The organism is Pseudomonas sp. MDV22-iso1, from assembly GCF_058145095.1.
This window is the reverse complement of the sequence record NZ_JBYVMF010000009.1, coordinates 98,496-122,266: the sequence shown is the minus strand read 5'-3', so window position 1 is coordinate 122,266 and position 23,771 is coordinate 98,496. Positions and strand designations below refer to the sequence as shown.

The window sequence follows — 23,771 nt, the reverse complement described above, 5'->3', positions numbered from 1 at the left end:
ACGTCTGCGATATCCTGCCCTAAAGCAGCATATTCGTCTCGTTGCAAATTCGCCTGCGGCGCGACTATATGATGGCGTTCTTAGATTGGAAAATAATAAATATTTCGATTGTTATTCCTTTGTGGAATATAAAATCAAAAGATCGCAGCCTTCGGCAGCTCCTGCAGGAGTACGCCAATCCATGTAGGAGCTGCCGAAGGCTGCGATCTTTTGATCTAGCCGTTTCTGTTTTACAGAAAATCTTTATAAGCAAACAACGCCGGTGCTCCACCGGTGTGCAGGAAAATAATCGGCCCCTCATTGAAGCGCTGACGCCCGATGCCATCCAGCAGACCCGCCATGGCCTTACCGGTGTACACCGGGTCGAGCAACAACCCTTCCTGACTGGCCACCAGCTTCACCGCTGAGAGCGTGCCGGCGTTCGGTTCGCCGTAACGCGGGCCGAAATATTCGTCCCACAATTCGACTTTGAAACTCGCTGGCAGAGTCACGCCCAGCAGCTCCGCTGTGCGCTCGGCCAGGCCCTGAACCTTGGGGCGTTGATCTTCATCACTGCGCGATACCGTGACGCCGATCACTGGCAATTCCGGCAGTGCTTCATTCAATGCCAGCGCCAGGCCGCTATGGGTTCCTGCACTGCCTGAGGCCAATACCACGGCAGCAAAAGTCAGACCGGTGTCCTTGATCTGTTCGGCCAGTTCCAGCCCGGCGCGCACATAACCGAGCGCGCCCAAAGCGTTGGAGCCGCCAATCGGCACGATGTAGGGTTTTTTGCCGTTGTTGCGCAGTCGGTCAGCCAGGGCCTGCAATTGTTCGTCGGCGTTGTCGAGGTTTTCCACCAGTTCGACCTTGGCATCGAACAGGTCGAGCAGCAGCCGATTGCCATTGGCGACGTAGTTGCTGTCGTCAGTGCCCAGCGGATTTTCCAGCAGGGCGATGCAACCCAGGCCCAGTTTGGCGGCCAGGGCAGCGGTCTGGCGAACGTGGTTGGACTGCAGCGCGCCTGCGGTGATGAACGTGTCGGCGCCTTGGGCCAGCGCATCTGCCGCCAGGTATTCGAGTTTTCGCAGCTTGTTGCCGCCCATCGCCAGTGGCGTCAGGTCATCGCGTTTGACGTATACATCGCGGCCCAGCCAGGTCGACAGGCGCTCGAGTTTTTCCAGCGGCGTCGGGTGGCTGAGCAATTCGAGGCGGTCAAAACGGGCGAGCTGTTGTTTGATCATGGTTACGCACTGGCAGGGAAAGATGTCCGGACTATAGGCACGCCAAAATCCAGGGGCAACCGCCAATCGCTTATAGCCAAAAGTATTGAGTTCAGCACTATTGGTTCTTAATTCGGCTTGAAGACCTTGCCGTAAAGTAATCGCCGTCAAGGTGGCCAGACAGTCCGGCTGCCGGTGAGGAGTTTCTACAGTGAGCGAGCGATCCAGCCATTGGCAATTGCAGACCATCGTCAGCCAACTGCGTACCGCGCGTGATCAATGGCGTGCCCAAAACGGTCGCGCCAGTGGCGAGCAGGGCGGTCGCGAGTTGCCTTCTCGAGCGGCGATGGCCGATATTCTTGAAGCGCTCTGTGGCGCGCTGTTTCCGATGCGTCTGGGGCCGGTCGACCTGCGTGAGGAGAGTGAAGATTTCTACGTCGGCCACACGCTGGACGTGGCGCTGAACGCATTGCTGGCTCAAGCGCGACTCGAACTGCGTTACGCCGCGCGCCATAGCGCCCAGGCCGACACCGAAGTCGAGGCCAGGACCATTCAGATCATCCAGGATTTCGCCCTCGCGTTGCCGGGGCTGCGCAGTTTGCTGGACACCGATGTGCTGGCGGCCTACCACGGCGACCCGGCGGCACGCAGCGTTGATGAGGTGCTGCTGTGCTACCCAGGGATCCTGGCGGTGATTCACCATCGCCTGGCGCACCATCTCTATCGCGCCGGGTTGCCGCTGCTGGCGCGGATCAGCGCGGAAATCGCGCACTCGGCCACGGGCATCGATATCCACCCAGGGGCGCAGATCGGTCGCAGCTTCTTTATCGATCATGGGACGGGTGTGGTGATTGGCGAGACTGCCATCATCGGCGAGCGTGTGCGGATCTATCAGGCCGTGACCCTGGGTGCGAAGCGTTTTCCGGCGGATGAAGACGGGCAATTGCAGAAGGGCCATCCGCGGCATCCGATTGTCGAGGATGACGTGGTGATTTACGCCGGTGCGACGATTCTGGGGCGGATTACTATCGGCAAGGGCTCGACCATCGGCGGTAATGTCTGGCTGACCCGCAGCGTGCCGGCGGGGTGCAACCTGACCCAGGCGAATCTGCAGCATGATGATGGGACGCAGAAGTAAGGGCTGAAATCTTCAGTGATCTTGCTAACGCCTTCGCGGGCAAGCCCCGCTCCCACAGGATCGATGTCGTTCGCACAATTACTGTACGACACGATACCTGTGGGAGCGTGGCTCGCCCGCGAATGATTTCAATCCGAACCGAGATAATGGTATTCAGCCAATTATCCAGTGAACCAAACCACCAAATCCCACCTCATACCCTTCCTTGAGCTAGCGTACACACAGTACCGCCGAGCCCTGCGATTAGTCCTTAGCGCCCTATCCATGTTTAACTTGAACGCTCATTCAAGTTAAAACGCCGGTTCGCTGCCCGCTCACAACAGGAGGCTTGCCTTTGCTGAGTCTGATTTTCACAGCCACATTGCCTACCTTAGAGGTGCATGTTTCATGAGTGCATCTTCTCTCCCACCAAGCGGCCAGGTCCGCATGAATCCGCCGGTGTTCTACTTCTCGGCGAGTTTCATTCTGTTGTTCGGCATCGTGGTTATCGCGATGCCCGAGCAAGCCGGGGCCTGGTTGCTGGCGGCACAAAACTGGGCGGCCAATACGGTCGGCTGGTACTACATGCTCGCGATGACCCTGTACCTGGTCTTCGTGGTGGTCACCGCCTTATCCGGCTACGGCAAGATCAAGCTCGGTGCCGACCACGACGAACCCGAGTTCAGTTACCTGTCCTGGGCCGGCATGCTGTTCGCCGCCGGGATCAGCATCACGCTGTTTTTCTTTTGTGTATCCGAGCCGCTGACCCACCTCGCGCAACCGCCCCAGGGCGATGCCGGCACGGCGGATGCGGCGCGACAGGCGATGCAGATTCTGTTCCTGCACTGGGGCTTGCATGGCTGGGGCGTGTTCGCCTTTGTCGGCATGGCGCTGGCCTACTTCGCCTACCGCCATAACCTGCCACTGGCGTTACGCTCGGCGCTTTACCCGCTGATCGGCAAGCGCATCAACGGTCCGATCGGTTATGCGGTGGACGGCTTCGGCATCATCGCTACGGTGTTTGGCCTCGGTGCCGACATGGGCTTTGGCGTGTTGCACCTCAACTCCGGGCTCGACTATCTGTTCGGTGTTGCACACACCCAGTGGGTTCAGGTGGGCCTGATCACGCTGATGATGGGCGCGGCAATCATCGTCGCGGTATCCGGCGTCGACAAAGGCGTGCGGGTGATGTCCGACATCAACATGCTGCTGGCGTGTGCGCTGCTGTTGTTCGTGTTGTTCGCCGGCCCTACGCAGCATTTGCTCAACACCCTGATCCAGAACATCGGCGACTATCTCGGCGCCTTGCCGATGAAGAGTTTTGACCTGTACGCCTATGACAAACCCAGCGACTGGTTGGGCGGCTGGACAGTGTTCTACTGGGCCTGGTGGATTGCATGGTCGCCGTTCGTTGGCCTGTTCATCGCACGGATTTCCCGTGGCCGGACCATCCGCGAATTCGTTTTTGGCGTATTGCTGATCCCGCTTGGTTTCACCCTGGCGTGGATGTCGATCTTCGGCAACAGCGCCATCGATCAAGTCCTCAACCACGGCATGAGCGCGCTGGGAATGTCGGCCATCGACAACCCCTCGATGACGCTTTACCTGTTGCTGGAAACCTACCCGTGGAGCAAAACCGTTATCGCGGTCACGGTGTTCATCAGCTTCGTGTTCTTCGTCACCTCGGCCGACTCCGGTACCGTGGTGCTGTCGACGCTGTCTGCCAAAGGCGGCAATCCGGATGAAGACGGGCCGAAATGGCTGCGGGTGTTCTGGGGCGCGATGACTGCATTGGTGACCAGTGCGCTGCTGTTCTCCGGCAGCATCGATGCGCTGAAGTCAGCCGTGGTGCTGACCTCGCTGCCGTTCTCGATGATTTTGCTGTTGATGATGTGGGGACTGCACAAGGCGTTCTACCTGGAGTCGCAGAAGCAGATCGCGCAACTGCATTCCCTGGCACCGGTGTCCGGTTCGCGGCGTGGTGGCTGGCGTCAGCGGCTGAGTCAGGCCGTGCACTTCCCCTCGCGGGATGAGGTCTATCGCTTCCTCGACACGACGGTGCGCCCGGCGATTGAAGAGGTGACCGCCGTATTCGTCGAGAAGGGTTTGAACGTGGTCACTCAGCCTGACCCGGCCAATGACAGTGTCAGCCTGGAAATCGGTCATGGCGAACAGCATCCGTTCATCTATCAGGTGCAGATGCGTGGCTACTTCACACCGTCTTTCGCTCGTGGCGGCATGGGTTCCAAGGAGCTCAACAATCGCCGTTACTATCGGGCTGAAGTGCATTTGGCCGAGGGCAGTCAGGACTACGATCTGGTCGGTTACACCAAGGAGCAGATCATCAACGACATCCTCGACCAGTACGAGCGGCACATGCAGTTCCTGCATTTGGTGCGTTGATCAATGGGTGATGGCTCAGGCTTGAGTCATCACCATGAACAACACCAGTGCGGCCACTGGGACGCTGAACACCAGGCTGCCGACCACCATTTCCGAACTCACGGACTGGCCGGCAGTGACCACGCCGATGGCACCGTTGATGACGGTCAGCGCCAGCCACAAGGCGACGAAGCTGTAGGTCAGGGTCTGGCGGCTGAAGCCGATTTTCTCACCGATGAACAGCATCAGCGCCAGGAGGATCAGGCCGAAGGTGATGATGATGGTGGTGTGCATGGTGAGTACATTCCTCGGGTGTGGGTTGGCTTAGAGGGCTTCATCGTCGGAACGCCGCCCGGACCAAGCTTTGCTCTCACAGGTAATGGTCTGATGCCATGTTTGGACATTAATGTACTCATCTCAATGAATGTTTACCCAGACAAGAGAGGATTCGATGACTTACACCGCTGCCGAAAACCGCTATGACGCCATCCCGTACCGCCGTGTAGGCCGCAGCGGGCTGGTATTGCCGGCGCTGTCGTTGGGACTGTGGCACAACTTTGGCGACAGCACGCCAATCGAAACCCAGCGCTCGTTGTTGCGCACGGCGTTCGATCTGGGGATCAACCACTTCGACCTCGCCAACAACTATGGCCCGCCGTATGGCAGCGCCGAGATCAATTTCGGCCGTTTGCTGCGTGAAGACTTCAAGCAGTACCGCGACGAACTGATCATCTCGAGCAAGGCGGGCTGGGACATGTGGCCCGGCCCTTACGGCCAGGGCGGAGGTTCGCGCAAATACGTGCTCGCCAGCCTCGACCAGAGCTTGCAGCGCCTGGGCCTGGACTACGTCGACATCTTCTATTCTCACCGCTTCGACCCGGACACGCCGCTGGAAGAAACCGCCAGCGCACTGGCCACCGCCGTGCAGCAGGGCAAGGCTTTGTACATTGGCATCTCGTCTTATTCCGGGGTGAAAACCCGTGAAATGGCCGCGCTGCTGAAGGAGTGGAAAGTGCCGCTGTTGATCCATCAGCCGGCCTACAACCTGCTCAACCGTTGGGTAGAAAAAGACCTGCTGGATGTCACCGATGAGCTCGGCACCGGGGTGATTGCATTCACACCACTGGCCCAGGGACTCCTGACTGACAAGTACCTCAACGGCGTGCCGGCGGATGCGCGGGTGAATCGTCCGGGGGGTGGCTCGTTGCAGGCTTCGCATTTGTCCGAGGCCAACATCGCTCACGTTCGCGCGCTGAACGAGATCGCCAAGCGTCGTGGTCAGAGCCTGGCGCAGTTGGCGCTGGCCTGGACGCTGCGAGATCCACGCGTGACCTCGGCGCTGATCGGCGCGAGTCGTCCGGAGCAGATTATCGAGAACGTCGGGGCGTTGAAGAATTTGAGCTTCAGTGCGCAAGAGCTGGCGGAGATTGATGGGTTTGCCCAGGAGGGTGGGATCAATCTTTGGGAGAAGCCATCCTCGGCTGAGTAAGCTTTCGGCGCTGGTTTTTCCGGCGCCTGCAATACCGCTATCGCGGGCAAGCCCGCTCCCCCAGGGTTATGTGTTGAACCAACATTCTGCGGCCAACTGATATACCTGTGGGAGCGGGCTTGCCCGCGATAGCGGTATTTGAGGCAACGACGAAAGTCAGGTCTCACCGAAAAAACGGTACATCCCCCAACACCGTCGCGCGCTGCATCACCCGCCGTGCAGGGCGGTAGTCGTCTACTGCGTAATGCTGCGTCACGCGGTTGTCCCAGAACGCCACGTCGTCTTTCTGCCAACGCCAGCGGATGGTGAACTCCGGGCGCGTCGCATGGGCGAACAGCAGCTTCAGAATGGCCTCGCTTTCCGTTTCCGACAGCTCGTTGATCTTCGATGTGAACCCTTCATTGACGAACAATGACCGGCGCCCACTCACGGGGTGTGTGCGGATCACAGGGTGCGACAACGGTGGGTTTTTGCGGCGGGCTTCTTCCCATTGAGCCAGCGCTTCTGGCGTGTTGCCGTAGCGTTCCAATGGAAACGAGCGAGTGAAATCGTGGGTGGCGGTCAGGCCTTCGAGCAGGTTTTTCATCGGCGCAGACAGCGCTTCATACGCAGCAATGCCGCTGGCCCACAGCGTGTCGCCGCCAAACTCCGGCAACAGCTTGGCACTGAGCACGGCGCCCATCGCCGGTGTCGGCAGGAAGGTCACGTCGGTGTGCCAGATCGCGTTGTCGCGCACGTCGGTGACGGCGGTATCAAGGATCAGCACCTGCGGTTGTTCGGGGACGTTGGGGTAGATCGGGTGGATGTGCAGGTCGCCAAAATAGGAGGCGAACCGCGCCTGCTGCTGAGGCGTGATCGGCTGGTCGCGGAAGAACAACACTTGGTGCTTGAGCAACGCCTGCTCGATAGCGTCACGTTGTTCCAGGTTCAGCGGCTGGCTCACGTCGACGCCGCTGATCTGCGCGCCGAGGGCCGAGCTTAGGGGGACGATGGTCAGGTTACTCATGGTGGTTCTCTTCAATTCGGGGGGCGGCAACCGAGGTAGCCATATTCAGTGAGCCTGGCCGTGCCACGGCACCAGCTTGCGTTGCAGGGCACGCAGGCCCATTTCCATGGCGAAGGCAATCAGCGCGATGACCAGAATCCCCAGTACCACCACATCGGTGACCAGGAACTGCGCGGCCGATTGCACCATGAAGCCCAAACCGCTGGTGGCGGCGATCAATTCGGCGGCGACCAGGGTCGACCAACCCACACCGAGACCAATGCGCACGCCGGTCAAAATGTCCGGCAAGGCGCTTGGCAGAATGACATGGCGTATCAGCTGCGCCCGTGTTGCGCCCAGCGACTGTGCGGCACGCAGCTTGGCGGGGTCGACCGTGCGCACACCCGTGGCCGTGGCGATGGCGATGGGCGCAAAAATCGCGAGGTAGATCAGCAGGACTTTGGACAGCTCACCGATGCCGCACCAGATCACGATCAGCGGCAGGTAGGCCAATGGTGGAATAGGGCGGTAGAACTCGATCAGCGGATCGAGGATGCCGCGAGCAATGCGGTTGTGGCCGATGGCGATGCCGACCGGTACCGCCGTCAATACCGCGAAGCCCAGGCCCAGCCCGATGCGACTCAAACTGGCGCCCAAGTGCTGCCACAAGGTGGAGTCCATGTAGCCGGTGGTCACCAGCAACCAGCCCTTTTGCAGGACGGCGGACGGAGGCGGCAGGAACAGCGGTTCGATCATGCCGGTAGCCGTCACCGCCCACCACAGCGCCACCAACGCGACCAGTGTCAGGACACTGATCCAGCGTGTGCTCAAGCTGCGCCGTACAGGTATCACCGTCGAAGGGGTTTTTACCGTGACGGCCGGAATCTCATAGCTGCTCATGCGCGCTCCTGCCGCTGGGCGGCGCTGCGTTGGGAGAACACCTTGGCGAGGACGTGTTCGCGGGTTTCGATAAAGCGTGGGTCGGATTTGATCGCCCGTGCCGATTCGCCAGCGGCATAGCGCTGACCGAAATCAAGACTCAAGCGCTCGACGATTTGCCCAGGATCAGGCGCTAGAAGAATCAGGTCAGTAGCGAGAAATACGGCTTCTTCGATGTCGTGGGTAATCAGAAAAACCGGTTTGGCGGTGCGCTGCCAGACTTGCAGCAAGAGCTCTTGCATCTGTTCGCGGGTGAACGCGTCGAGGGCACCGAAAGGTTCGTCCATCAGCAATACGCGAGGGTCGGCAGCCAGCGCGCGGGCCAGGCCGACGCGCTGTTTCTGTCCGCCCGAGAGTTGCCAGATCCGGCGGTTTTCGAAACCGGAAAGGTCCACCAGCGCGAGCATTTCTTTGGCGCGGCTTTCACGTATTTCACGAGATACGCCCGCCAGCTCCAGACCGAAGCCGACGTTGGCCAGCACATCCTGCCAAGGCAGCAGGGCATCGTCCTGGAACACCACACCACGTTCGGCGCCTGGCCCTTTGACCGGTACGCCGTCCAGCGTGATACGCCCGGCGCTGGGCTCGACGAAACCGGCAATCAGGTTCAACAGCGAGGTCTTGCCACTGCCGGACGGGCCGAGAGCCACCAGCAATTGCTGAGGCCCGAGGCTCAAGGAAATATCCGCCAGCACCGGTTCCGGGCTACCGGGGTACTGTGCGCTGATGCGCTCCAGCTGTAGCAAAGCCATCGCAATGAACTCCCGATCAGTGAGTGATGAACTTGGCGCTGACGTAAGGCGCGTAGTCCGGCAGTACCGCGTCGACCTTGCCCTGTTCCTTGAGGAAGGTGGCGGTGTCAGTGATCGCTTTGGTGGTCGGTGCGCCAAGGGTGATCACCTGATCAGCCGCCAGCGGGTAGACGTTGCCTTGCAGCAGCAACGGAATGTCGCTGGCCTTGGCGCCGGAGAGTTTCACCAGCTTGTCGACGTTGGATTGATTAGCGAGCCAGGCTTGAGGGTCTTTGCGATATTCGGCGTAGGCGTCGAGGGTGACTTTGGCGAACGCGGTGACGATTTCCGGGTGTTTTTCGGCGAAGTCTTTGCGCACGATCCAGGCATCGAACGTCGGTGCGCCGAACTTGGCCAATTCACCCGAGGTGATCAGTACTTTGCCGTTTTCCTTGGCGACGCCCAGGGCCGGGTCCCACACGTAAGTGGCGTCGATATCACCGCGTTTCCATGCAGCAATGATCGCGGGCGGGGCGAGGTTGAGGACGGTGACTTTCGACGGGTCGATGTTCCAGTGCTTCAACGCCGCCAGCAGGCTGTAGTGGCCGGTGGAGACAAAAGGTACGGCGATTTTTTTGCCGATCAAGTCTTGTGGGGTCTTGATGCCGGAACCATCGCGAGCTACCAGGGCTTCGGCGGCGCCGATTTGAGTGGCAATGAGGAAGGTTTCTACCGGGACTTTGCGGGTGATCGCGGCAGTCAGGGGGCTGGAACCCAGGTAGCCGATTTGGACATCGCCGGAGGCAATGGCGGCGATGATGTCGGCGCCGTTGTCGAATTTGCGCCAGTCAATCTTGGCGTTGGTGGCTTTTTCGTAGGCGCCGTCGGCCTGGGCGACTTTCGCCGGGTCAACGGTGGTCTGGTAGGCGACGGTCACGTCGGCTGCCTGGACAAAGAAACTCGCCGCAGCCAGCGAAACGGCCGCCAGGAGGCGAAGGGGGAGATGCAGTTTCATGGAGAAGCTCCTCAACAGGCGGCCGAGAGTTGGCGTGTGAGGAGGCTAAATGATCTAAGAATCCGAAAATAAATAACTTTTTCGAATTAGCTTATGAGTGGAAAAGTTGGGAATGCATGAGGTGAGGGGCTTAGTGGCGAGAGGATTTGCTGTGGCGAGGGGATTTATCCCCGTTGGGCTGCGAAGCAGCCCCCCATTAAAAGGATCTTGCGACTGCTTCGCAGTCGAACGGGGATAAATCCCCTCGCCACAGTGAGTTGCTATGTCTGATCCACAGGAGCTGCTTGCTTGCGATAAAGGGCCGTAGTGACTCAGTTACTGATCGCCAGAATACTCGCCTGATACGACCCGACGAACACGTCGAAATCACCGACCTCGTTCTGCTCCAGCTCCACCTGTTCGGCCAGCGAAGTGCGCGCACGGTTTTCAAACGTCGCCTGGGCTTCGGCTGACAGCGGCTCGCTACGGAAATACTCCGCATGTGCGCGGCTCTGGCGCAGGGAGAACTGGGCGAAGCTTTCCTTATGCTCGGCCATCGACGCCAAGACCATGGCTGACGGCGTCCGGGACGGGTCCTTGATCTTCTCCATCTGCACGTCCAGCGCCTTGCTGTGAGCATCGCCGCCATGGCTTTGATCAAGCAGTGCGGCCAGCGGTGCAATCTTCTCCAGCAGCTCGGCAGCCCATTCCTTCATGTCCACCGGTTGACCGTCGCGCTGCAGTTGCAAGCCTGGGCGGCGACCTTCCTTGACCACGCTGAGGAAGTTCGAGGTCGCATTGCCACAGCTGCTGTTGGTCAGCAGAGGGCTTTCGTTGAGCGCGCAGTACAGCAGGAAGGCGTCGAGGAAGCGCGACTCGGTAAGATCGATGCCCATCGGCAGGAACGGGTTGATGTCCAGGCAGCGCACTTCAACGTACTGAATGCCACGGGCCACCAGCGCCTGGATCGGCCGCTCGCCGGTGTAGGTCACGCGCTTGGGACGGATGTTGGAGTAGTACTCGTTTTCGATCTGCAGGATGTTGGTGTTGAGCTGAACCCACTCACCGTCCTGATGGGTGCCGATTTCAACGTACGGCGCATAAGGTGTCGCCACCGCTTTGCGCAAGCTGTCGGTGTAGCTCGCCAGGTCGTTGTAGCACGGCGTCAAGCCGGCCTGGGCGTTGCTCTGGTAACCCAGGTCGCTCATGCGCAGGCTGGTGGCGTAGGGCAGGTACAAGGTGTCCGGGTCCAACTGCTCGAGCTGGTGCGAACGCCCGCGCAGGAAACCGGCGTCGAGCGCTGGCGAGGCACCGAACAGGTACATCAGCAGCCAGCTGTAGCGACGGAAGTTACGGATCAGTGCGATGTAGGCTGACGACTGATAATCGCGGTCGGTGCCGACAAAGCCTTCAGCCTCTTTGAGCAGCGGCCAGAGCTTTTCCGGCAGGGAAAAATTGTAGTGAATCCCGGCGATGCACTGCATGGTCTTGCCGTAACGCAGGGCCAGGCCCTTGCGGTACACATACTTGAGCTGCCCGATGTTGGACGTGCCGTAGTAGGCAATCGGGATATCTTCCTCGGCCGGCAAAGGGCACGGCATCGACGGACTCCACAGAAACTCGTTGCCGAGCTTGCTGTAGGCAAAGCGGTGAATGCTGTCCAGGCTCGCCAGCGTGTCGGCCGGGTCGGGCAGGGCTGGCGTGATGAACTCCAGCAGCGACTCGGAATAGTCAGTGGTGATTTGTTCGTTGGTCAGCGCGGAACCCAATTCTTCCGGGTGCGGCGTTTGCGCCAGGCGACCTTCGCTGGTCACGCGCAGGCATTCACGTTCGATGCCGTGAAGGCACTGTTCGAGCAGAGAGAGGTTAGCGCGCTCGCCGAGCAGAGCCAGGCGGCGGTTGAGAAGTTCGCTCAAGTTGGATTCCTTCACGCGTCAGTCGCCCCAATATGGGGGTGGGCAAGACGGTCTACAAGGGTGAAGTAGAAACTGGCGTTTTCGCCTGGTTTTTGCATCGAACTGCCGTGTCCTCTGTAGGAGCGAGCTTGCTCGCGAAGGAGGTTAACGATGACGAGGGCTGTCAGGATGACAGCGGCGCCCTTGCCTCCTTCGCGAGCAAGCTCGCTCCTACAGATTTCTTAGCGCTGAAATTAACTCAAAATGATGGCATTCATCTACAGGACAGCGAACGTGCCTTGTGCTTTTGCGACTAATTTTTCGCCTTGCATCACGTCAGCTTCGACCACCAGCGTGCGACGGCCCGGGTGAATCACCCGTGCCGTGCACATCACTTCACCGTCGGACACGGCGCGAATGTAGTTGATCTTGCATTCGATGGTCGCGCTCTGCTGGTCAAAGCCGTGGGTGCTGGAGCAGGCCAGCCCCATGGCGATGTCCACCAGACTGAACAATGCCCCGCCGTGCAGCTTGTTCGCCCGATTGCGCAGCGCTGGCTCAAGCAACAGGGCGACCTGCGCCACCCCGGTTTCCAGGCTGTGCAAACGGCACCCCAGCAGCTTGAAAAATGCGCTTTCGGTGTACCCGGCAGGGAACTCCATCAGCGTTTCTTCAACTGCTTGGCGTTTGCGAACAGCGACGCCATGGCGTTGTTGGCCGGAGCCGCAGCCGTGGTTTCCTTGCGTGGAGCGGTGTTCTGGGACTGGCGCGGAGCGGAACCCGGACGTGCACCACGGGCGCCGTCGATTTTCTCACCCGGTGTGTCGCTCATGCGCATCGACAGGCCAACGCGTTTACGCGGAATGTCGATTTCCATGACCTTCACTTTCACCACGTCACCGGCCTTCACCGCTTCGCGAGGATCCTTGATGAACTTCTCCGAAAGCGCAGAGATGTGCACCAAACCGTCCTGATGCACGCCGATGTCGACGAACGCGCCGAAGTTCGTCACGTTGGTGACGACACCTTCGAGGATCATGCCCAGTTGCAGGTCCTTGAGATCCTCGACGCCTTCCTGGAACTCGGCGGTCTTAAACTCGGGACGTGGGTCGCGACCAGGCTTTTCAAGCTCTTGCAGAATGTCGGTGACCGTCGGCAAACCGAAGGTTTCGTCGGTGTACTTCTTCGGATCAAGACGCTTGAGGAAGCTGGCATCGCCGATCAGCGAGCGGATATCGCGGTCAGTCTCGGCGGCGATACGCTGCACCAACGGATAGGCTTCCGGGTGAACCGCGGACGAATCCAGCGGGTTGTCGCCATTCATGACCCGCAGGAAGCCGGCAGCCTGTTCGAAGGTTTTTTCGCCCAGGCGTGCCACTTTCTTCAGTGCGGCGCGGGTTTTGAAGGCGCCGTGCTCGTCGCGATGGCTGACGATGTTCTGTGCCAGCGTCGCGTTGAGGCCGGAGATACGGGCCAGCAGCGCCACAGAGGCCGTGTTGACGTCGACGCCGACGGCGTTCACGCAGTCCTCGACCACAGCGTCCAGGCCGCGCGCCAGTTTCAGCTGCGACACATCGTGCTGGTACTGGCCGACACCGATGGATTTCGGATCGATCTTGACCAGTTCTGCCAGCGGATCCTGCAGGCGACGGGCAATGGACACCGCGCCACGGATCGATACGTCGAGGTCCGGAAATTCCTTGGAAGCCAGTTCCGAGGCCGAGTAAACCGATGCACCGGCCTCGGAGACCATTACTTTGGTCATTTTCATGGCTGGATACTTTTTGATCAGTTCAGCGGCGAGCTTGTCGGTTTCCCGGCTGGCGGTGCCGTTGCCGATGGCGATCAGGTCCACCGAGTGCTTGGCGCACAGGGCGGCGAGCACGGCGAGGGTCTGGTCCCACTTGTTGTGCGGTACGTGCGGGTACACCGTGGCGTGGTCCAGCAGCTTGCCGGTGGAGTCGACTACGGCGACCTTGCAGCCGGTGCGCAGGCCAGGGTCGAGGCCCAGGGTGGCACGTGGGCCGGCGGGTGCCGACAGCAGCAAGTCGTGCAGGTTGTGCGCGAACACGTTGATCGCTTCGGTTTCCGCGCCGTCGCGCAGTTCGCCGAGCAAGTCGGTTTCGAGGTGGGTGTAGAGCTTGACCTTCCAGGTCCAGCGCACCACTTCGCCCAGCCATTTGTCGGCCGCGCGGTTCTGGTTCTGAATGCCGAACTGCTGGCCGATCATGCCTTCGCACGGGTGCATGGTGCCCGGGAGCTCGTCGCCGATTTTCAGCGCGGAGCTGAGAATGCCTTCGTTGCGGCCGCGGAAAATCGCCAGGGCGCGGTGCGATGGCATGCTTTTCAGGGGTTCGTCATGTTCGAAGTAGTCGCGGAACTTGGCGCCTTCCTCTTCCTTCCCGGCGATGACACGGGCACTCAGGGTGGCTTCCTGCTTCAGGTAGCTGCGCAGTTTGTCGAGCAGACCGGCGTCTTCGGCGAAACGCTCCATGAGGATGTACTTGGCGCCTTCGAGGGCGGCCTTCACGTCGGCCACGCCTTTTTCGGCGTCGACGAAGCGCGCAGCTTCGGCGTCCGGCGCCAGGGTAGGGTCGTTGAACAGGCCGTCAGCCAGCTCGCCGAGGCCGGCTTCCAGGGCGATCTGGCCCTTGGTGCGGCGTTTCTGCTTGTACGGCAGGTACAAATCTTCGAGACGGGTCTTGGTGTCGGCGAGCTTGATGTCGCGTTCCAGCTGCGGGGTCAGCTTTCCCTGTTCCTGGATGCTGGCCAGGATGCTGATGCGCCGTTCGTCGAGTTCTCGCAGGTAGCGCAGACGTTCTTCAAGGTGGCGCAGCTGGATGTCATCGAGGCTGCCGGTCACTTCTTTCCGGTAGCGGGCGATGAAGGGAACGGTTGAGCCCTCATCGAGTAGCGCGACGGCCGCTTCGACCTGTTGTGGGCGTACGCCGAGTTCCTCGGCGATGCGGCTGTTGATGCTGTCCATAAAACCACCTGACAAATTGTGAAAGCAGGCTCGCAGGCGCAGAGATAAGGGCTCGGCGAGTCTGGTTGAGCGGCCTGGCCTGCGCCGCTACCTGGATCAACAGGCATTCCGTTGACCCGTGAAATCGAACAATTACTGCCGGCGCCATGAAAATAAAAAGCGGTCGCCGGGGTAAACGATCAGACGTTGCCTGACACAAAACGCCGCGCATTATACCCAGCGTTCGATCATTCGGGGGCATCACCGACCTTGGGGATAACGCCCGGCGTGCTGGCGGTGAAGGAAAAATCTGCTAACAATGCACACGGTGCGTATAACGGCAGCTACGCCATAATGCGCGCCGAGCTAAAAGGAGCATCTAATGAGCAGCACTGCAAACATTGCTGAAGGCGAAAAAATTCTTATTGTTGACGACGATCCAGGGCTGAGCAGCCTGCTGGAACGCTTTTTCGTCAGCAAAGGCTATCGAGCCCGTGCCGTACCGAACACTGAACAAATGGACCGCCTGCTGGCGCGCGAAGTGTTCAACCTGGTTGTTCTCGACCTGATGCTGCCTGGCGAAGACGGCTTGACTGCTTGCCGCCGCCTGCGCACCGCTAACAATCAGATCCCGATCATCATGCTCACCGCCAAGGGCGACGAGCTGAGCCGTATCAAAGGCCTCGAACTGGGCGCCGACGACTACCTGGCCAAGCCGTTCAACCCGGATGAGCTGATGGCTCGCGTCAAAGCCGTGTTGCGTCGTCAGTCCACTCCTGTGCCGGGCGCACCGGGCAGCGAAGACGAAAGCGTGACCTTCGGTGACTACGAGCTGTCGCTGGCCACCCGTGAGCTGAAGCGCGGTGATGAAGTGCACATGCTCACTACCGGTGAGTTTGCGGTGCTGAAAGCCCTGGTCATGAACGCGCGTCAGCCTCTGACCCGCGACAAACTGATGAACCTGGCTCGCGGCCGTGAGTGGGATGCTCTGGAGCGCTCCATCGACGTACAGATTTCCCGTCTGCGCCGAATGATTGAACCCGATCCATCCAAACCGCGTTATATCCAGACTGTCTGGGGCGTGGGTTACGTGTTCGTTCCGGATGGCGCCGCCACCAAGTGATCGGCGTTTTGTAGGAGCGGGTCTTGCGGACGATGTTGTCCGCAGACTCGCGATCCGCAATATGCGAGCATCCTCGCTCCTGCAAGCGTGTAACGGCTATTCATGAAAACCCCGATCTGGTTTCCCCAAAGCTTCTTCTCCCGCACCCTTTGGTTGGTGCTGATTGTCGTTCTGTTCTCCAAGGCACTGACCCTAGTTTATCTATTGATGAACGAGGATGTGCTGGTGGACCGGCAATACAGCCACGGCGTCGCCCTGACGCTTCGCGCCTATTGGGCGGCGGATGAAAATAACCGCGACAAAATTGCCGAAGCCGCGACGTTGATTCGTGTGGTGGGCACCGGTGTGCCAGAAGGCGAACAGCATTGGCCATACAGCGAGATCTATCAGCGCCAGATGCAGGCTGAGCTGGGGGCCGACACCGAAGTCCGATTACGCATGCATTCGCCGCCGGCGTTATGGGTCCGGGCACCAAGTCTGGGTGACGGCTGGCTGAAAGTGCCGCTATACCCGCACCCATTGCGCGGTCAAAAAATCTGGAACGTACTCGGCTGGTTCCTGGCCATCGGCTTGCTGTCGACTGCTTCAGCCTGGATCTTTGTCAGCCAACTCAACCAGCCCTTGAAACGTCTGGTCTTTGCCGCAAGGCAACTCGGCCAGGGTCGCAGCGTGCGCCTGCCGATCAGTGATACGCCGAGCGAGATGACCGAGGTTTACCGCGCGTTCAACCAGATGGCTGAAGACGTCGAACAGGCCGGTCGCGAGCGCGAGCTGATGTTGGCCGGCGTCTCCCACGACTTGCGGACTCCGCTGACCCGCTTGCGTTTGTCTCTGGAATTGATGGGCGACCGCAGCGACCTCACCGATGACATGGTGCGCGACATCGAAGACATGGATGCGATTCTCGACCAGTTCCTGGCGTTTATCCGCGATGGTCGCGACGAGTCGGTGGAAGAGGTCGACTTGATCGATCTGGTGCGCGAAGTCGCCGCTCCTTACAACCAGAATGAAGAAAAAGTAAGACTGCGCCTGGAGCCGATCCAGCCATTCCCGTTGCGTCGGGTGTCGATGAAACGACTGCTGAACAACCTGATCGGCAATGCGCTGCATCACGCTGGCAGCGGTGTCGAGGTCGCGGCTTACGTGTCTGGAGATACCAGCGCCCCGTATGTGGTACTGAGTGTGATGGACCGAGGGGCGGGGATTGATCCTTCGGAATTGGAAGCGATCTTCAATCCGTTTACCCGCGGTGATCGTGCTCGTGGCGGTAAAGGGACGGGTTTGGGGCTGGCGATCGTGAAGCGGATCGCGTCGATGCATGGCGGTAATGTTGAGCTGCGCAACAGAGACGGTGGCGGGCTGGAAGCGCGGGTGCGGTTGCCGCTGGGGTTGATGCTGCCGCGAGATGCGGTTTAACCACTGAAAAGATCGCAGCCTGCGGCAGCTCCTACAGGGAACGCATTCCCATGCAGGAGCTGCCGCTGGCTGCGATCTTTTGATCTTTGGGCTTTACCCTTTGCCTTTGGTCCGGGTCATGTTCGGTCCGCCATTTTTCTCCAGATGCTCGATGATGATCCCTGCCACATTCTTCCCGGTGGTGGTTTCAATCCCTTCCAGGCCCGGCGACGAATTGACCTCCATCACCAGCGGCCCGTGATTGGAGCGCAGGATGTCCACACCCGCTACCGCAAGGCCCATCACCTTCGCCGCACGTAACGCAGTCATGCGCTCTTCCGGCGTGATCTTGATCAGGCTTGCACTCCCTCCGCGATGCAGGTTGGAACGAAACTCCCCGGGTTTGGCCTGCCGCTTCATCGCCGCGATCACTTTGTCGCCGACCACAAAGCATCGAATGTCCGCGCCACCGGCTTCCTTGATGTACTCCTGAACCATGATGTTTTGCTTGAGGCCCATAAATGCCTCGATCACCGACTCCGCCGCCGTTGCGGTTTCGCAAAGCACCACGCCAATGCCTTGAGTGCCTTCCAGTACCTTGATGACCAGTGGTGCACCGTTGACCATTTCAATCAAATCGGGAATGTCATCCGGCGAGTGAGCAAACCCGGTGACTGGCAAACCGATACCGCGACGCGAGAGCAGTTGCAGCGAGCGCAGCTTGTCTCGCGAACGTGCGATGGCCACCGACTCGTTAAGCGGAAAAACCCCCATCATTTCGAACTGACGCAACACGGCGCAGCCATAAAACGTCACCGACGCGCCGATCCGCGGAATGACCGCGTCGAAGCCTTCCAGCGGTTTGCCGCGATAGTGAATCTGCGGTTTGTGGCTGGCGATGTTCATGTAGGCGCGCAGGGTGTCGACCACCACCATTTCATGGCCACGCTCGGTTCCGGCTTCGACCAGACGACGAGTGGAATACAGACGCGGGTTACGCGACAGCACAGCGATCTTCATGCAACACCTGTGGAGGAGGTAGATACCGGGAACACCGGCTTGTCTTGTACGTATTTAATGCCCGGATTGACCACCAATTGGCCATCGATCAGGGCTTTGGAGCCGAGTAGCAGGCGATAGCGCATGGATTTGCGGCAGGCGAGGGTGAACTCGACCCGCCAGACCCGATCACCAAGGGCCAGGGTAGTGCTGACCACGTATCGCATTTGCGCGTGACCATTGGAGCTTTTAATGGTTTTCATCGTCACCAGCGGTGCTTCGCAGCGCCTGTGACGCAGTTGCACCACCGTCCCGAGGTGCGCGGTAAAGCGCACCCACTGCTCACCATCGCGCTCGAACGGTTCGATGTCGGTGGCATGCAGGCTGGAGGTGCTGGCACCGGTGTCAATTTTTGCGCGAAGTCCGGCGACTCCCAGATCCGGGAGCGCTATCCACTCGCGCAGACCGACAACGGTCAAATGGTCAAATGTCTTCAATAGGGATAAACCAGCGATTAACGCGTCCAGGCCCCAGGTGTTACCTGGGCCAACGCTTTGAATGCAGGTTTGGCGAACCAGTAACCCTGCATCAGAAAAATTCCACAGTCCGCCAGAAAATCCCTTTCCCCGGCGCTTTCGATGCCTTCGGCAATGACTGTAACGTTCAACTCCGCACAGATTGTGACAATCCCTCGAACGATAGCCTGACGAACGCGATCGCGGTCGACATCGCGGATGAGCGCCATGTCGAGCTTGATCAGGTCCGGTTGGAAATCGGCGAGCAGATTGAGCCCCGAGTAGCCCGCCCCGAAATCGTCGATGGCGGTCTTGAAGCCGAATTCGCGGTATTCACGCAGAATATTGGTCAAATGGCGATAGTTATCTACGTGCTCGCTTTCCAGTGTTTCAAAAATCAGCTGATTGATCGGGAAGTTGTACTTTTGTGCAGCTTCCAGCGTGCTTCGAATACACAGCTCGGGGCGGTAAACGGCGTTTGGCATGAAGTTGATCGACAGGTTCGTTTGCATCCCCAAATGCGCCGCACCTTCAATGGCTCGGGTCCGGCAGAGCTGGTCGAAACGATAGCGGTTTTGATCGGTAACCTGATCAAGCACGGACATCGCGCCTTGACCGTCCACTCCTCGCACCAAGGCTTCATGAGCGAAAATGGAGTGATCTCGCAGGTCGACGATGGGTTGGTAAGCAAAGGCAAAATCGAACCCCAAGGGCTCGCTTTGCTGACATCCCTGACACCCGACCTTGGGCGCAGTCAATGAAGACGGAAATATAGTCACTCGATCACTCCACGGCGTTGAGCCGGCCAAGATCTCATTCTATCTGGAGGGCCGGGTTCTTGCGCCCGACAGAAACGGTAGTACAGTTCCGACTATTGTCTGAAAGAGGAATTCCAGTGGCACAAAAACAGGAAGAGGACGACAAGGTCCGTCTCGATAAGTGGTTGTGGGCTGCACGCTTTTATAAAACGCGTGCCCTGGCCAAAGCGGCCATTGAAAGCGGCAAGGTGCATTGTCGTGGCGAGCGCTGCAAACCGGGCAAGGAGCCCCGGGTCGGTGACGAATTTCAGATTCGCGCCGGTTTCGATGAGCGCACGGTGGTGGTCAAGGCGCTGTCGAGCGTGCGCGGTGGCGCGCCGCAAGCACAGACACTGTACGCCGAAACCGAAGCCAGTATCGCCAAACGCGAAGCTGCTGCAGCCATGCGAAAAGCGGGCTCGTTGGGCGTGAGCACGGACGGCAAGCCGAGCAAGAAGCAGCGGCGGGATTTGTTCAAGTTTCGTGGCAGCAGCAACGACCAGTAAGTCATTGTTTTGTGGCGAGTGGGCTTGCTCCGTTGGAGGCCGAAGGACTCCTGATCCTGACAACTGCATTCTTCCAGCAAGAACACGGTCGTCTGGCTTTGCGGCTGCTGCGCAACCGAGCGGGAGCAAGCGCCCTCGCCACATAGGCATCAAGGCATTAACTTGTAGCTCGCACCACACTCATCCGCGAAACCACTGGCAATCTGCTCAGCAGTTCAAATACTGGCGCCGTTACCTTCAGGAAAAACTCTGAAACATAATAGGCAAGCGGCGTGTAGTAACCCCAACCCAGGGCCCACACCGCCAGCATCACACCGCCAATGTAATCGTCCTGACCCCAGTGGGCGCCCGCCACCAGGCGCGGCATCATGAACAGCAGCGCAAGACTCCAGATCACCGCTGTCTGCCAGGTGGAGCGACTGAACACCGTCATGAACAGCGCCCAGATCAGTAGTACTGACGCATGGTCTCCCGGAAAACTCTGACTCGATCGGTCCTTCAGTTCCCAGGCTTTTTCAAGACCCGGAAAGTAGTCGCTCATGCGGACGGCGCTGTCGATCATCATCGACGGACTGCTGTGCTGCCAGTCCATATGCACGGCCAGTTTTGAAAACAGCATCCGGATCAACAGCAGCAACAGCAGTGTCGAGAGAAACCCGAAAAACGCCTGGCGCACTTCATTGGCTTTGAATACCCAATCGCCTTTGATCAGCAGGGTAAAAAGAATCACGCCGACCACCGCGTCGAAGGGGCGCAGACTTGCAATCGCCCAGATGTGCAGCCATATCGGGTTAGTCGCCAGTGGCGAATTGAGGCGGTAAAAAAGCCACTCGTCGAAAATCACACACACCATCTGCCCTGTAGGCCATAACCAGAAGGCCAGCAGCGCCAGCGGTACCAAGTTGCACAGAGCCAACCGGCGCAGGTTCCACCTTGCTTGGAACAAACCCGGATTGTTCATAAAATGCCTCCCATGGCTGAACATTTCGCACCAAAACGGTGCCGAATAAGCAAGATTCTCACTTTTTGAAATCACTTTGTCATTAATTCAGATACCCAGACCTATGACCGATCTAACGGATACCGACTACACCCAACGCTTCATCTTCGATGACAGCGATACCCGCGGCGAACTGGTTTCGTTGGAACTCAGCTACGCCGAAGTCTTGGCAAAACACGCCTACCCGGAGCCAGTCGCACAATTGCTGGGCGAGTTGATGGCGGCCGCGTCGCTGCTGGTGGGCACTTTGAAATTTGATGGTCTGCTGATCCTCCAGGCCCGGTCCGACGGCCCGATCCCGCTGTTGATGATCGAGTGTTCCAGCGAGCGTGAAATCCGTGGCCTGGCACGTTATGAAGCTGACCGGATTGCCCCCGATGCGACTCTTGCCGACCTTATGCCCAATGGCGTATTGGCGCTGACGGTCGACCCGAAACAGGGTCAGCGTTACCAGGGTATCGTCGACCTGGACGGCGAAACGTTATCCGAGTGCTTCACCAACTATTTCGTCATGTCCCAGCAAGTGGGCACGCGTTTCTGGCTGTACGCGGATGGCCGTCGTGCTCGCGGCTTGCTGTTGCAGCAATTGCCCGCCGACCGTCTCAAGGACGAAGAAGAACGCGCCGACAGCTGGCAGCACATCACCGCGCTGGGCAGCACGCTGACCGCCGATGAATTGCTGAGCCTGGACAATGAAACCGTGCTCCATCGTCTTTACCACGAAGAACAGGTTCGACTCTTCGATGTGCAAAAACTGCGCTTCCGTTGCAGTTGCTCCCGCGAACGTTCGGCCAATGCTCTGGTGAGTCTGGGTCTGGAGGATGCGCAGGAACTGGTCATCGAACACGGTGGCAACATCGAAATCGATTGCCAGTTCTGCAACCAGCGCTACCTCTTTGATGCCGCAGATATCACTCAATTGTTCGCTGGAGCGGGCGTAGATACTCCGTCAGATACCCGGCACTAAAACGGTTCAGCGCAGGTAAATTCACTGCTTTGCGCCGGAATAACGCCGTTACGACGGGAGGGCCCTACTATTTTTGGGCGTTTCTGGCATAATCCGGCCCACTTTTTGTCGCGGTAGTAGTGCACGACTTTCTACTACAAAACGTTTGGAGCACACTCGGCCACTGGCCGACGGGGAATCTCATGACGCAAGCCAATAACGCCGTGTACACCGATCTGAGTGTTGATGATCTGGTTAAAGAAGCTCTGAATCGCGGTGAAGGCGAGCTTGCCGATACCGGCGCGCTGGTGGTTCGCACCGGTCATCGCACCGGCCGCTCGCCAGTTGACCGTTTCATTGTTGAAGAGCCAACCACTCAGGCAGCCATTGCCTGGGGCCCAATCAACCGCAAGTTCCCGGCCGACAAGTTCGACGCCCTGTGGGACCGCGTTGAGGCTTTCAACAACGCGCAAGAGCACTTCGTTTCCCATGTGCATGTAGGTGCGTCGGAAGATCACTACCTGGCCGTGAAGATGACCACTCAGACTGCCTGGCAGAATCTGTTCGGTCGCTGCCTGTTCATCAACCCGGCCCAGTACAACCCTGCTGGTCGTGAAGAGTGGCAGGTTCTGAACGTTGCCAACTTCGAATGCGTTCCAGAGCGTGACGGCACCAACTCCGACGGTTGCGTGATCCTCAACTTCGCGCAGAAAAAAGTGCTGATCGCCGGCATGCGTTACGCCGGTGAGATGAAGAAAGCCATGTTCTCGGTGCAGAACTTCCTGCTGCCGGCCGCCGACGTACTGCCAATGCACTGCGCTGCCAACATTGGCGAAGCAGGCGATGTGACCCTGTTTTTCGGTCTGTCCGGCACCGGTAAAACCACCCTGTCCGCTGATGAAAGCCGTTACCTGATCGGTGACGACGAGCACGGCTGGGGCGAAGGCGTTGTGTTCAACATTGAAGGCGGCTGCTACGCCAAGTGCATCGACTTGTCCGAGAAGAACGAGCCGGTCATCTGGAAAGCCATCAAGCACGGTGCAGTACTGGAAAACGTCGTCATCGATGATGCCAAGCACGCCGACTACGCCGATGTCAGCCTGACCCAGAACAGCCGCGCCGCCTACCCGCTGGAACACGTTGCCAAGCGTTCCGAGAAGAACCTCGGTGGCGAGCCGAATGCTGTGATCTTCCTGACTTGCGACCTGACCGGCGTACTGCCGCCAGTCTCGATCCTCAGCGAAGAGCAAGCGGCCTACCACTTCCTGTCCGGCTACACCGCTCTGGTGGGCTCGACCGAAATGGGTTCCGGCAGCGGCATCAAGTCGACCTTCTCCACCTGCTTCGGCGCACCGTTCTTCCCGCGCCCAGCTGGCGAATACGCAGAGTTGCTGATCAAGCGCATCCGCGGCTTCGGCTCCAAGGTATACCTGGTCAACACCGGCTGGACCGGCGGTGGCTACGGCGTCGGCAAGCGCTTCAACATTCCGACCACTCGCGGCGTCATCGCAGCGATTCAGAGCGGCGCGTTGATCGGTGCTGAAACCGAACACCTCGACACCATTAACCTCGACGTGCCACTGGCCGTGCCGGGCGTTGAAACTGGCCTGTTGAACCCACGTAACACCTGGGCTGACAAAGCCGCTTACGATGAATCGGCTAAAGCACTGGCTGGTCTGTTCGTTGAGAACTTCAAGAAGTTCGACGTGAGCGATGCCATCAAGGCTGCTGGTCCGAAGTTGTAAGTGTTGGTTTGAAGCCATGAGAAAGCCGCCTTTAGGGGCGGCTTTT

The 23,771-nt window shown here is 59.2% G+C and carries 21 protein-coding genes; 8 read left to right on the top strand and 13 right to left on the bottom strand.

What is annotated here, in order from left to right; translation table 11 throughout:
* Positions 1-230: 230 nt before the first annotated feature.
* Positions 231-1,223, bottom strand: coding sequence for a D-cysteine desulfhydrase (locus tag AC3ZVB_RS12905; RefSeq protein ID WP_162437045.1), 993 nt, complete (start codon positions 1,221-1,223; stop codon positions 231-233).
* A 190-nt stretch (positions 1,224-1,413) separates the two neighbouring features.
* On the opposite strand from AC3ZVB_RS12905, the gene epsC reads away from it, so the two are divergent.
* Positions 1,414-2,340 carry a serine O-acetyltransferase EpsC gene (gene epsC, locus AC3ZVB_RS12900; RefSeq protein WP_162437044.1) on the top strand — a complete coding sequence of 309 codons (927 nt, stop codon included), beginning with the start codon at positions 1,414-1,416 and terminating at the stop codon, positions 2,338-2,340.
* 426 nt (positions 2,341-2,766) lie between these two features.
* Entirely contained in the window at positions 2,767-4,722 is a 1,956-nt protein-coding gene (gene betT, locus AC3ZVB_RS12895; protein WP_178114286.1) for a choline transporter BetT, read from the top strand.
* 15 nt (positions 4,723-4,737) lie between these two features.
* On the opposite strand, the gene AC3ZVB_RS12890 is transcribed toward betT, so the two are convergent.
* Complete coding sequence (locus AC3ZVB_RS12890) at positions 4,738-4,995, bottom strand: hypothetical protein (protein ID WP_162437042.1); 258 nt, start codon at positions 4,993-4,995, stop codon at positions 4,738-4,740.
* A 157-nt stretch (positions 4,996-5,152) separates the two neighbouring features.
* Here AC3ZVB_RS12890 and mgrA point away from each other — a divergent pair, with 157 nt between their 5' ends.
* Positions 5,153-6,190: an L-glyceraldehyde 3-phosphate reductase gene (gene mgrA, locus AC3ZVB_RS12885; protein ID WP_162437041.1), complete on the top strand. Its 1,038-nt coding sequence runs from the start codon at positions 5,153-5,155 to the stop codon at positions 6,188-6,190.
* 163 nt (positions 6,191-6,353) lie between these two features.
* Here mgrA and tauD read toward each other — a convergent pair whose 3' ends face one another.
* The 7 genes from tauD to AC3ZVB_RS12850 all read right to left on the bottom strand — a co-directional run bounded on the left by tauD (position 6,354) and on the right by AC3ZVB_RS12850 (position 14,720).
* Positions 6,354-7,196, bottom strand: a complete 843-nt coding sequence (tauD, locus tag AC3ZVB_RS12880; protein WP_490146702.1) for a taurine dioxygenase — start codon at positions 7,194-7,196, stop codon at positions 6,354-6,356.
* 45 nt (positions 7,197-7,241) lie between these two features.
* Positions 7,242-8,075: a taurine ABC transporter permease TauC gene (gene tauC / locus AC3ZVB_RS12875; RefSeq protein WP_194691798.1), complete on the bottom strand. Its 834-nt coding sequence runs from the start codon at positions 8,073-8,075 to the stop codon at positions 7,242-7,244.
* Entirely contained in the window at positions 8,072-8,866 is a 795-nt protein-coding gene (gene tauB / locus AC3ZVB_RS12870; protein ID WP_490146701.1) for a taurine ABC transporter ATP-binding subunit, read from the bottom strand. The genes tauC and tauB overlap by 4 nt, the downstream gene beginning before the upstream one ends.
* Positions 8,867-8,882: 16 nt before the next feature.
* The gene (tauA, locus tag AC3ZVB_RS12865; RefSeq protein WP_490146700.1) at positions 8,883-9,860 is read right to left on the bottom strand and encodes a taurine ABC transporter substrate-binding protein; all 978 of its coding nucleotides are present in this window, start codon (positions 9,858-9,860) and stop codon (positions 8,883-8,885) included.
* A gap of 311 nt (positions 9,861-10,171) precedes the next feature.
* On the bottom strand, positions 10,172-11,755 hold the full coding sequence (gene gshA, locus AC3ZVB_RS12860; protein WP_162437036.1) for a glutamate--cysteine ligase: 1,584 nt from the start codon (positions 11,753-11,755) through the stop codon (positions 10,172-10,174).
* A gap of 257 nt (positions 11,756-12,012) precedes the next feature.
* Complete coding sequence (locus AC3ZVB_RS12855) at positions 12,013-12,396, bottom strand: PaaI family thioesterase (protein ID WP_162437035.1); 384 nt, start codon at positions 12,394-12,396, stop codon at positions 12,013-12,015.
* A complete protein-coding gene (locus AC3ZVB_RS12850) occupies positions 12,396-14,720 on the bottom strand; it encodes a Tex family protein (RefSeq protein ID WP_490146699.1) in 2,325 nt (774 codons plus the stop codon). Before AC3ZVB_RS12850 ends, AC3ZVB_RS12855 begins: the two co-directional genes overlap by 1 nt.
* A gap of 361 nt (positions 14,721-15,081) precedes the next feature.
* Here AC3ZVB_RS12850 and ompR point away from each other — a divergent pair, with 361 nt between their 5' ends.
* A complete protein-coding gene (gene ompR / locus AC3ZVB_RS12845; protein ID WP_027922237.1) occupies positions 15,082-15,822 on the top strand; it encodes an osmolarity response regulator transcription factor OmpR in 741 nt (246 codons plus the stop codon).
* 102 nt (positions 15,823-15,924) lie between these two features.
* The gene (locus tag AC3ZVB_RS12840) at positions 15,925-17,238 is read left to right on the top strand and encodes an ATP-binding protein (RefSeq protein WP_162437033.1); all 1,314 of its coding nucleotides are present in this window, start codon (positions 15,925-15,927) and stop codon (positions 17,236-17,238) included.
* Between the two features lie 93 nt (positions 17,239-17,331).
* Here AC3ZVB_RS12840 and rimK read toward each other — a convergent pair whose 3' ends face one another.
* From rimK to rimA, 3 genes are read right to left on the bottom strand one after another with little or no spacing between them, the layout of a single operon-like run.
* Positions 17,332-18,237 carry a 30S ribosomal protein S6--L-glutamate ligase gene (gene rimK, locus AC3ZVB_RS12835; RefSeq protein ID WP_007972871.1) on the bottom strand — a complete coding sequence of 302 codons (906 nt, stop codon included), beginning with the start codon at positions 18,235-18,237 and terminating at the stop codon, positions 17,332-17,334.
* Positions 18,234-18,713 (bottom strand): retropepsin-like aspartic endopeptidase RimB, encoded by a 480-nt coding sequence (gene rimB / locus AC3ZVB_RS12830; protein ID WP_162437032.1) that lies wholly within the window; start codon positions 18,711-18,713, stop codon positions 18,234-18,236. The genes rimK and rimB overlap by 4 nt, the downstream gene beginning before the upstream one ends.
* 17 nt (positions 18,714-18,730) lie before the next feature.
* Entirely contained in the window at positions 18,731-19,510 is a 780-nt protein-coding gene (gene rimA, locus AC3ZVB_RS12825; protein WP_162437031.1) for a S6 modification regulatory phosphodiesterase RimA, read from the bottom strand.
* A 116-nt stretch (positions 19,511-19,626) separates the two neighbouring features.
* Here rimA and AC3ZVB_RS12820 point away from each other — a divergent pair, with 116 nt between their 5' ends.
* Positions 19,627-20,034 (top strand): RNA-binding S4 domain-containing protein, encoded by a 408-nt coding sequence (locus AC3ZVB_RS12820; RefSeq protein ID WP_162437030.1) that lies wholly within the window; start codon positions 19,627-19,629, stop codon positions 20,032-20,034.
* Positions 20,035-20,191: 157 nt separating this feature from the next.
* On the opposite strand, the gene AC3ZVB_RS12815 is transcribed toward AC3ZVB_RS12820, so the two are convergent.
* Complete coding sequence (locus AC3ZVB_RS12815; RefSeq protein ID WP_490146698.1) at positions 20,192-20,995, bottom strand: phosphatase PAP2 family protein; 804 nt, start codon at positions 20,993-20,995, stop codon at positions 20,192-20,194.
* Between the two features lie 103 nt (positions 20,996-21,098).
* Between AC3ZVB_RS12815 and hslO the strand changes: the two genes are divergently transcribed.
* Positions 21,099-22,001, top strand: a complete 903-nt coding sequence (gene hslO, locus AC3ZVB_RS12810) for an Hsp33 family molecular chaperone HslO (protein ID WP_162437028.1) — start codon at positions 21,099-21,101, stop codon at positions 21,999-22,001.
* Positions 22,002-22,183: 182 nt separating this feature from the next.
* Positions 22,184-23,725 carry a phosphoenolpyruvate carboxykinase gene (locus AC3ZVB_RS12805; protein WP_122840747.1) on the top strand — a complete coding sequence of 514 codons (1,542 nt, stop codon included), beginning with the start codon at positions 22,184-22,186 and terminating at the stop codon, positions 23,723-23,725.
* Positions 23,726-23,771: the final 46 nt, after the last annotated feature.

Excerpts from the sequence above, each read along its gene's own strand:
- AC3ZVB_RS12905 (WP_162437045.1), bottom strand. The coding sequence starts at position 1,223 with ATGATCAAACAACAGCTCGCCCGTTTTGACCGCCTCGAATTGCTCAGC.
- betT (WP_178114286.1), top strand. The coding sequence starts at position 2,767 with ATGAATCCGCCGGTGTTCTACTTCTCGGCGAGTTTCATTCTGTTGTTC.
- AC3ZVB_RS12890 (WP_162437042.1), bottom strand. The coding sequence starts at position 4,995 with ATGCACACCACCATCATCATCACCTTCGGCCTGATCCTCCTGGCGCTG.
- mgrA (WP_162437041.1), top strand. The coding sequence starts at position 5,153 with ATGACTTACACCGCTGCCGAAAACCGCTATGACGCCATCCCGTACCGC.
- tauD (WP_490146702.1), bottom strand. The coding sequence starts at position 7,196 with ATGAGTAACCTGACCATCGTCCCCCTAAGCTCGGCCCTCGGCGCGCAG.
- tauC (WP_194691798.1), bottom strand. The coding sequence starts at position 8,075 with ATGAGCAGCTATGAGATTCCGGCCGTCACGGTAAAAACCCCTTCGACG.
- tauB (WP_490146701.1), bottom strand. The coding sequence starts at position 8,866 with ATGGCTTTGCTACAGCTGGAGCGCATCAGCGCACAGTACCCCGGTAGC.
- tauA (WP_490146700.1), bottom strand. The coding sequence starts at position 9,860 with ATGAAACTGCATCTCCCCCTTCGCCTCCTGGCGGCCGTTTCGCTGGCT.
- AC3ZVB_RS12855 (WP_162437035.1), bottom strand. The coding sequence starts at position 12,396 with ATGGAGTTCCCTGCCGGGTACACCGAAAGCGCATTTTTCAAGCTGCTG.
- AC3ZVB_RS12850 (WP_490146699.1), bottom strand. The coding sequence starts at position 14,720 with ATGGACAGCATCAACAGCCGCATCGCCGAGGAACTCGGCGTACGCCCA.
- ompR (WP_027922237.1), top strand. The coding sequence starts at position 15,082 with ATGAGCAGCACTGCAAACATTGCTGAAGGCGAAAAAATTCTTATTGTT.
- AC3ZVB_RS12840 (WP_162437033.1), top strand. The coding sequence starts at position 15,925 with ATGAAAACCCCGATCTGGTTTCCCCAAAGCTTCTTCTCCCGCACCCTT.
- rimK (WP_007972871.1), bottom strand. The coding sequence starts at position 18,237 with ATGAAGATCGCTGTGCTGTCGCGTAACCCGCGTCTGTATTCCACTCGT.
- AC3ZVB_RS12815 (WP_490146698.1), bottom strand. The coding sequence starts at position 20,995 with ATGAACAATCCGGGTTTGTTCCAAGCAAGGTGGAACCTGCGCCGGTTG.
- hslO (WP_162437028.1), top strand. The coding sequence starts at position 21,099 with ATGACCGATCTAACGGATACCGACTACACCCAACGCTTCATCTTCGAT.
- AC3ZVB_RS12805 (WP_122840747.1), top strand. The coding sequence starts at position 22,184 with ATGACGCAAGCCAATAACGCCGTGTACACCGATCTGAGTGTTGATGAT.